Origin of the sequence: Paraburkholderia sp., from assembly GCF_035948235.1 — a bacterium.
In the GTDB taxonomy this organism is placed as follows: Bacteria; Pseudomonadota; Gammaproteobacteria; order Burkholderiales; family Burkholderiaceae; genus Paraburkholderia.
The window spans coordinates 20,366-28,740 of the sequence record NZ_DASZJJ010000062.1; the positions used below are offsets into that span (position 1 = coordinate 20,366).

At 61.2% G+C, this 8,375-nt stretch carries 8 protein-coding genes; 3 read left to right on the forward strand and 5 right to left on the reverse strand.

The window, feature by feature from the left end; all coding sequences use genetic code 11:
* Window positions 1-58: 58 nt before the first annotated feature.
* The gene (gene tkt / locus VG320_RS03995) at window positions 59-2,110 is read right to left on the reverse strand and encodes a transketolase (protein ID WP_327198855.1); all 2,052 of its coding nucleotides are present in this window, start codon (window positions 2,108-2,110) and stop codon (window positions 59-61) included.
* 264 nt (window positions 2,111-2,374) lie between these two features.
* Here tkt and katE point away from each other — a divergent pair, with 264 nt between their 5' ends.
* Window positions 2,375-4,483, forward strand: a complete 2,109-nt coding sequence (gene katE, locus VG320_RS04000; protein ID WP_327198856.1) for a catalase HPII — start codon at window positions 2,375-2,377, stop codon at window positions 4,481-4,483.
* Between the two features lie 73 nt (window positions 4,484-4,556).
* Here katE and VG320_RS04005 read toward each other — a convergent pair whose 3' ends face one another.
* From VG320_RS04005 to VG320_RS04015, 3 genes are all read right to left on the reverse strand, one after another.
* Complete coding sequence (locus tag VG320_RS04005) at window positions 4,557-4,709, reverse strand: DUF6496 domain-containing protein (RefSeq protein WP_205981030.1); 153 nt, start codon at window positions 4,707-4,709, stop codon at window positions 4,557-4,559.
* Between the two features lie 73 nt (window positions 4,710-4,782).
* Window positions 4,783-5,061 carry a hypothetical protein gene (locus VG320_RS04010; protein WP_327198857.1) on the reverse strand — a complete coding sequence of 93 codons (279 nt, stop codon included), beginning with the start codon at window positions 5,059-5,061 and terminating at the stop codon, window positions 4,783-4,785.
* Window positions 5,062-5,147: 86 nt separating this feature from the next.
* The gene (locus VG320_RS04015) at window positions 5,148-6,140 is read right to left on the reverse strand and encodes a sensor domain-containing diguanylate cyclase (RefSeq protein ID WP_327198858.1); all 993 of its coding nucleotides are present in this window, start codon (window positions 6,138-6,140) and stop codon (window positions 5,148-5,150) included.
* 301 nt (window positions 6,141-6,441) lie between these two features.
* On the opposite strand from VG320_RS04015, the gene VG320_RS04020 reads away from it, so the two are divergent.
* Window positions 6,442-6,645: a cold-shock protein gene (locus tag VG320_RS04020; RefSeq protein ID WP_027817624.1), complete on the forward strand. Its 204-nt coding sequence runs from the start codon at window positions 6,442-6,444 to the stop codon at window positions 6,643-6,645.
* A 444-nt stretch (window positions 6,646-7,089) separates the two neighbouring features.
* Entirely contained in the window at window positions 7,090-7,350 is a 261-nt protein-coding gene (gene infA, locus VG320_RS04025) for a translation initiation factor IF-1 (protein ID WP_103704938.1), read from the forward strand.
* Window positions 7,351-7,625: 275 nt separating this feature from the next.
* Here infA and VG320_RS04030 read toward each other — a convergent pair.
* Window positions 7,626-8,375, reverse strand: a 750-nt coding sequence (locus tag VG320_RS04030; protein ID WP_327198859.1) for a LysR family transcriptional regulator, incomplete at its 5' end; no start/stop codon positions are given.

Here is an 8,375-nt window from a genome sequence, read left to right on the forward strand (position 1 = left end):
CGATACAGGACGCGCTAACCGCAGGCGCGCATCGCGCGCGCCCGCGCTCCCCTGAACATCACACCGCGAGATCCTTCAATATCTCACGCGCGGCGCGCACGACCGCATCCGTTGTAATGCCGAATTTGTCGTACACGTCCTGGATCTTCCCGGACTCGCCAAAGCTGTGCATGCCGATGAATTTCCCTTCCGTGCCGATATAGCGATCCCAGCCCAACTCAACCGCAGCCTCCACCGCCACGCGTGCGGGGGAATCGCCCAGCACTGCGCGTTTATAGTCCTTGTCCTGCTCCTCGAACAATAAACGGCACGGCATCGACACGACCGCAGTGGGCACGCCTTCGCCCTGCAGAATTTCGCGCGCCTCGACGGCGAGTTGAAGCTCCGAGCCCGTCGCCAGCAGCGTAACCTGACGCGGGCCGCCTTCGGCATCGTGCAGGATGTACGCGCCGCGCGCACTGCGGTTTTCGCCATCGGCCTCGTGGCGCAGCAGCGGCAAGGGCTGGCGCGAAAGTGCCAGCAATGCAGCGCGGCGCGGCTGTTCCAGAATCAGTTCCCAGCATTCCGCGGTTTCGATCGCGTCGCCTGGCCGATAAACCGCTAGCTGCGGAATCGCGCGCAGCGCGGCCAGATGCTCGACGGGTTGGTGCGTTGGCCCATCTTCACCCAGCCCGATTGAATCGTGCGTCATCACGTAGATCGTGCGCACCCGCATCATCGCGCTCAGGCGAATGGCCGGGCGGCAATAGTCGGAAAAACACAGGAACGTGCCGCCATACGGAATCAATCCGCCATGCAGCGCGATGCCGTTCATCGCGGCCGCCATGCCATGTTCGCGCACGCCGTAATGAATATACGAACCCGCGTATTGGCCCGGTTTGATTTCGACCTGTTGCTTCGTTTTGGTGTTATTCGACGGCGTGAGGTCGGCCGAACCGCCGAGCAACTCCGGAATTGCGTCGAACAGGTGATTGAGCACATCCCCGCTAGCCTTGCGCGTGGCCATCTCCTTGCCGTCGGCGATAAATGCTTGCCGCGCCGCCGCGATCGCCTTTTTCCAGTCCTGCGGCAGCTTGCCTGAGGTGCGTCGCTCGAACTCGCTGCGCAAATCCTCTGGCGCGGCCTTGACGCGATCGGCCCACGCGAGCCGCGCTTCGCGGCCTTTCGCGCCCACTTCGCGCCAGGCTTTGAGCAGATCGTCGGGAATGTCGAAGGGCGGCGAGTTCCAGTCCAGAATCTTGCGCGCGCCTGCGATTTCAGCCTCGCCGGGCGCGTCGCTATGCGCCTTCTGCGTGCCGGCCTTGGTCGGAAAGCCAAATCCGATGATGGTCTTGCAGGCGATCAGGGTAGGCCGGTCCTGGGTCGCGCGCGCGGTCTCGATCGCCTGACGGATCGCATCGGTGTCGTGGCCGTCGATTTCGAGCACGTGCCAACCCGAGGCGTGAAAGCGTTCGATTTCGTTGTCGGAAACCGAAAGACTGGTCGCCCCGTCGATGGAAATCGAATTGTTATCCCAGAACGCAATCAGGTGGCCTAGCTTGAGGTGGCCGGCCAGCGAAATGGCTTCCTGACTGATGCCTTCCATCAGGCAGCCGTCGCCAAGGAATACGTAAGTATGATGATTGACCAGATCGTCGCCGAAATGCGCGTTCATGATGCGCTCGGCCAGCGCCATGCCGACCGATTCCGCGATGCCCTGACCGAGTGGTCCGGTGGTCAGCTCGATTCCTTCGGCATGCGAATATTCCGGGTGGCCGGCGGTTTTGCTGCCGACCTGTCTGAAGCGCTTGATTTCTTCGATGGTCATGTCCTGATAGCCGGTCAGATAGAGCAGGCTATAAAGCAGCATCGAAGCATGGCCATTCGATAACACGAAGCGGTCGCGGTCCAGCCAATGGGGATCGGACGCGTCGAATTGCATGAAATCCTTGAAGAGGACCGTCGCCACGTCGGCGAGTCCCATCGGCGCGCCGGGATGGCCGCTGTTGGCTTGCTGCACCGCGTCCATCGAGAGGAAGCGGATACAGTACGCCATCGCGCGCAGATGCGGGTCGCGAGGCGCCGGGACGGAATGCGTGGGCGAGGGGGCGGGAGTCGCTTGCTCGGTCATGGGGCTTCCTTGTTCCGTGTTTGCAGACGTGCTGTGGGCCTGACTGTGGACCTGGCTCTGAACCAGGGTGCTGGCGGGAGGTTGGCCGGAAATTGGCCGGATATTGGCGCCCAGCCAGATGAAGCTGGACGCAATTTCCATACCGTATCGCAAGAGGCGAAACGGTTCCCGCCAGGTGTCTGTGCTTGCCTTCACTTTAGTTCGTTCCCGGCATCCGACGGCACATCGATTGCGCTCCCAGTGGCTCACCTTCAGGAGTCACCCATGCCTCATCGCAATCGTCCCCATAGTAAAGCCCCCGCCCAGTCCGATAGCCCGGACGCCAAGTCGCAAAGTCTCGAACCGTTTCGCGCGCACGCCGACGGCGAAGCGCTGCGCACGAATCAGGGCGTGAAGATCGCCGATAACCAGAACAGTCTACGCGCAGGCCCGCGCGGCCCGAGCTTGCTCGAAGATTTCATCATGCGCGAAAAGATCACGCACTTCGATCATGAGCGCATTCCGGAGCGCATCGTGCACGCGCGCGGGTCGGCGGCGCACGGCTATTTTCAGGTCTATGAATCGCAGGCGAAGCTCACGCGCGTCGCTTTTTTGCAGGACCCGTCGAAAACCACACCCGTCTATGTGCGCTTTTCTACCGTGCAAGGCCCGCGCGGGTCCGCGGACACCGTGCGCGACGTGCGCGGCTTTGCCACCAAGTTCTATACGGAGGAGGGCAATTTCGACCTGGTCGGCAATAACATGCCGGTGTTCTTCATTCAGGACGCAATCAAGTTCCCCGACTTCGTCCATGCCGTGAAGCCCGAAGCGCCTGACGAAATGCCCACCGGCGGCACCGCACATGACACGTTCTGGGACTTCGTCTCGCTGGTGCCGGAGAGTGCGCATATGGTGATCTGGGCGATGTCGGATCGCGCCATCCCGAAGAGCCTGCGCACCATGCAAGGTTTTGGCGTGCACACGTTCCGCCTGATCGATGCGAAAGGCCATGCGCGCTTCGTGAAGTGGCACTGGCGGCCGGTGTTGGGTTCGTATTCGCTGGTCTGGGACGAAGCGCAGAAGATCGCGGGCAAAGACCCCGATTTTCATCGGCGCGATCTATGGGAAGCGATCGAGCGAGGAGATTATCCGGAGTACGAACTAGGTGTGCAGATCGTCGAAGAGGCAGACGAGCATAAATTCGGCTTCGATTTGCTCGATCCCACCAAGCTGATTCCGGAAGAACTGGTACCGGTCAAGTTGATCGGCAAGATGACGCTCAACCGCAATCCGGACAATTTCTTCGCGGAAACGGAGCAGGTGGCGTTTCATCCTGGCCATATCGTGCCGGGCATGGATTTCACCAACGACCCGCTTTTGCAAGGGCGTTTATTCTCGTACACCGATACGCAGATCAGCCGGCTCGGCGGCCCGAATTTCCACGAGATTCCGATTAATCGCCCGGTGTGTCCGTTCCAGAATAACCAGCGCGATGCAATGCATCGCCAGACCATCAATGTCGGCCAGGCGTCTTACGAGCCGAATTCTGTGGGAGAAGGCTGGCCCAAGGAGACCACGCCGAAGGACGGCGGCTTCGAGAGCTACCAGGAACGCATGGACGGCGCAAAGATCCGCGTGCGCAGCGACTCGTTCGCCGATCACTTTTCGCAAGCGACGATGTTTTATCAAAGCATGTCGGAGCCTGAAAAGGCCCATATTCTGGCGGCCTATTCGTTCGAATTGGGCAAAGTCAAAAGAATGGAAATACGCGAGCGCGTGGTAAATGAAATCCTCGCCAACATCGACGCGGATCTGGCCGCGCAAGTCGCCACGGCGCTGGGACTTCCCAAGCCTAAAACCGGCAGCAAACTGGGCAAGCCGCAGCCCGCAGCGTCACCCGCGCTGAGCCTGCTCAATTGCGCAAAGCCTGGCATTGCCACGCGCAAGATCGCATTGTTGAGCGCGCCCGGCGGCGATGCCGCCATGCTCAAGCAGCTACGCGATGCGTTCGCTAAAGAAGGGGCGAGCGCGCTATTGATCGCGCCGACGCTGGAGCCCATCGACGGCCTTGTGCCGGATGCGACCCTCGCGGGCATGCCTTCGGTGATGTTCGACGCCGTATTCGTGCCAGGCGGCGAGAAAGCGGCGCAAGCGCTGGCGCAGTTGGGCGACGCACGGCACTTCATCAACGAAGCGTTCAAGCATCTGAAGGCGATTGGAGCGGTCGACACGGGGCGCCTGCTATTGACCGCCGCGCAGTTGCCCGATCACGCGGATGGCGTGGCGCAAGGCGATGCCGCCGATCTCAAGCGTGTGATTGAAGCGTTTATCGAAGCGGCAGGGCAGCATCGCGTGTGGTCGCGCGCAGCGCTTGCCGAAGCGGTGCCTGCTTGAAGCAAGTCCGGCCGCGCGAAAGAAAAGCAAAAGCGCGGCCGGCCTTTTAGGCGGGTTTTGGCGTGCGTGGGCCTTACTTCGAATGCTTCTTTGGAATCTTCGCGCCGGATTTGCGCGCCTCATTCAACGCAATCGCCACCGCCTGCTTTTGCGGTTTGCCTTGCTTCATCTCCGTCTTGATGTTCTTCGAGATCGCTTCGCGAGATTTTCCCTTGCTGAGCGGCATGATCGTTCTCCCGGGTGACAGACGGTTATGGCTGCGCAGCGCGCGTGCCCATGTCCGTGCAGGCTTCCACGAGCTATTTCGCCTTGGCGGCGCTAGCGGGTTCGCTGCGGATCATGCGGTCGTTGGTGGGCTGTTGGGGCTTTTTGACCGGCATGTTGTCGGGATTGGTCGCGCTCGTCGCGCCGGAGGCTGCCGTGGGTGGTTTGACCATCGGCGAGGCTGGCTGCGCGTCCTGCGACTGAGGGGGCTGTTGGCCCAGTGCGCTCACGCTGAACAACCCAATCAGCGCAATACCCACCACGCCCACCACACGCACCATGGCGTGAGTCGTACGGGAATGAGGAGCCTTCATGGCTGTCTCCGGTTCGCTGCACACGCTAGTGGCGCGCGCGAATCCCGTGCCCGGGTATGTACCCGAATTACGTACCGTTAGCTTCGTTAGCCGGTCTCCACACGATTGCGGCCAGCCTTTTTCGCGCGATAAAGCGCGTTGTCCGCGCGTTTTATCAGCGCTTCGACGTCGTGCTCGCCGGCCTCGCGCGTGACGACGCCGATGCTGACGGTGAACGGAATCGGCTTGAGGCGCCAGTCGTGCGCGAAATCCTGGCGCTCGAAGCGCAGCCGCAACTGTTCGGCGACGCGGTGCGCCTGCGCGGCATCGGCGCCTGGCAGCGCCGCGACGAATTCTTCGCCGCCCCAGCGCGCGAACAGACCGGGCTCGCCGGTGTGGCTTGCGCCGACGTTCGCGAGCACGCACAGCACTTCGTCGCCGACGTGGTGGCCGTAGTTGTCGTTGATCTCCTTGAAGCGGTCGATGTCGAGAATAAACACCGACAGCGCTGCCTGCGTGCGCTGCATGTTCTCGACGAACGCCAGGAATTCGCGGCGATTGGGCAGGCCGGTCAACGCGTCGGTGACAGCCTGCTTTTTCAGCCGATCCAGCAGTTGCGCGCGATCCGTGATGTCGCGCACGACTGCCGTGAATTCGGTGTGGCCGTCCACGTCGATTTTAGAAATCGCGATTTCAACCGGGATGATCGAACCGTCGCGATGCCGCCCGAATACGCTGTTGCTCGCGTCCATGCGCGGCGGGTTCATCGGGCGCAGTTCGGTGAGCGGCGAAGCGGCGAAGTTGTGCACATTTCGGGCATGATGCTCGCGCGCCGCTTCCGGCAACAGGGTCTCGATGCGATGGCCGAGCACCTCGTCGGCCCGGTAGCCGAACAGGTTCTCCGCCGCGCGATTGAACAGGGTGATGTTGTGCGACTGGTCGATCGTGACGATAGCGTCATAGGCCGAGTCGACCACCGCGCGATAGCGCGAGGCGCTGGTTGCGACGTTCGCGCTTGTGGCTTTTCCGGACGGGCTGTCCGCTAGCTCCGGAACGGCGTTATCGACGTGTTGATGCGGTATGCGGGGCGATTCAGTCATACGCAAACCCTACAAAAGCATTACTTGATATTCATCAGACGTTTATGCCGCATTGTGGCACAAGCCGATTTTTTGCATTTTTCGGGCCTAAAGGGCCCGTGCTGGCAACTATCTGGCCCGTTGGCACGAAAATACTTGACGTGATGTGAAATAGCGCGTAAGTTCAATCTGCTAATTGTCTTGCTGTGTCTGCTCACCATTTGCCGCTACTCGCGGCATTCGTTGACCTCTCCCGCTTGATTTTTATACGCCCTGTTCGCGGGGCGCGTGTGTTTTTATTCAGTTTTTTGAGGATTTTTTAGTGGAAACCGGTACCGTCAAATGGTTTAACGACAGCAAGGGCTTTGGCTTCATCACTCCGGACAAGGGCGGCGACGATCTGTTCGCTCACTTCTCGGAAGTGCGTGGCACGGGCTTCAAGACCCTCGCTGAAGGCCAGAAGGTCAGCTACGAAGTCAAGCGTGGTCCGAAGGGCCTCCAGGCTTCGAACATCACCCCGCTGTAAGCTGTTGCAACGCAGCCGCCCAGGGTTCGTCCCACGGGCGGCGCGAATGCCCTGTCTCATACCGTGGCAGTTGTAGGCCACGCGTATCTCGTGTGTCCCGCATTGGTGTTCACTGCGCTCGCAGACCGGACACCCTGCGGGCATGCGCGTTCGATGTTCGTCTCTGCGGATTGGCCTCAGGCGAACGCCGACGATCCGTGTCCCCGGTTGGCTCATCAAGAGCACGAATTGCCCTGTGCGTTGGCACATTGCTTGTCGCGGTGTCGGATCGCCTGACTCTGGCGCGCTGAGGGCCACGTCGTTCCCCGTTCCCGACTGTATCTGCTGATCATGCCGGCCTCACGGTCGCAAGCGGTGCATCAGGATCTGGCCGATGGCGTTTGTTCGGGGTCACTATCTGCGCTGCGCGTGAGCGCGGCATTGTGTATTTCAGGAGGATTGGATTTGGCGAAGGAAGAATTGCTTGAACTCGACGGCGTCGTCGACGAAGTGCTGCCGGACAGCAAGTACCGCGTGACGCTGGAGAATGGCGTTGTTGTGAACGCGTACGCATCGGGCCGCATGCGCAAGAATCACATCCGCATTATCGCTGGCGACCGCGTGACGCTTGAGTTGTCGGTCTACGATCTGACCAAGGGCCGCATCAATTTCCGCCACAAGGATGCGAGCAGCGGAGCACCGCGCCCCGCCATGCGCCGCCGCTAAAGCGCCCGGCAGGATTGTTCACGGGTGCGCTCGAGCGCGCCACTTCAGTGCCGCTGCGCGCCGCGCACCGTGACCGTCCGCTAGCTGTCCCACAATGTCCAGCCGTGAGCCGCGTCTGGCCGATGGCGCGCATTGTGTGCAGGATCGTTCGTCCGTGAGCACCACGGGCGGACTGTTTTGCTCCTCCCGCCTGTACTTCGTTGCATCCCGTTTCCCCCATCTCCTCGCTTGCGGTGTAGTCCACCGAGCGCAGCCATCTATCCGGTCAAATCCGGTCACGCGCGAACCTTCGCTGGAAAGCATTCGAGCAGCCAGTCGATAAACACGCGCAGACGATGCGTCACGTAGCGATTCTGCGGGTACACCACATGAAACGGATACGAGGGCGGTCGCCACTTCTTCAAAATCTCCACGAGTGACCCGTCCTGAAGCGCCGCATTGGCCGCGTGCGCAAAAGTTTGCACAATGCCGAGTCCGGCGATGCAGGCGGCCAGGTGCGCATTGCTTTCGTTGATGCCGATGCGGTGTTCGATCCTGAATTCGGTTTGCTCGCCCTTGTGCTCGAATCGCAGGGGCATGGCCCTGCCGGTCTGGGTCGAGATGTAGCCGATCAAGCGGTGGCCATTGCGAAGCTCCTCCGGGTAGGCGGGCACACCGTATTGCTTCAGGTACCCGGGCGCGGCGCAGGTCACCATCAGCGCCTCGCCGATGCTGCGCGCGACGAGCGATGAATTGTCCAGTGGACCACCGCGAATGACGCAATCGACGTTGTCGCCGATCAGATCGACCGCGCGGTCGGCGACCCCCAGATCGATACGAATGTCCGGATAGCGGGCCATGAAATCCGGCAGCAGGGGAATCAGCACCTCGCGCGCGGTCAGGCCGCCGACGTCGACGCGGAGATTGCCGCGCGGTTTGCTTTGCGCCGCGCTAAACGACGAATCGATATCTTCAAGATCCCGCAACACGCGCGTAGCCTTTGCGTAGTAATCCTGACCTTCTGGCGTCACTGTGACTCTGCGCGT

Excerpts from the sequence above, each read along its gene's own strand:
- tkt (WP_327198855.1), bottom strand. The coding sequence starts at position 2,110 with ATGACCGAGCAAGCGACTCCCGCCCCCTCGCCCACGCATTCCGTCCCG.
- katE (WP_327198856.1), top strand. The coding sequence starts at position 2,375 with ATGCCTCATCGCAATCGTCCCCATAGTAAAGCCCCCGCCCAGTCCGAT.
- VG320_RS04005 (WP_205981030.1), bottom strand. The coding sequence starts at position 4,709 with ATGCCGCTCAGCAAGGGAAAATCTCGCGAAGCGATCTCGAAGAACATC.
- VG320_RS04010 (WP_327198857.1), bottom strand. The coding sequence starts at position 5,061 with ATGAAGGCTCCTCATTCCCGTACGACTCACGCCATGGTGCGTGTGGTG.
- VG320_RS04015 (WP_327198858.1), bottom strand. The coding sequence starts at position 6,140 with ATGACTGAATCGCCCCGCATACCGCATCAACACGTCGATAACGCCGTT.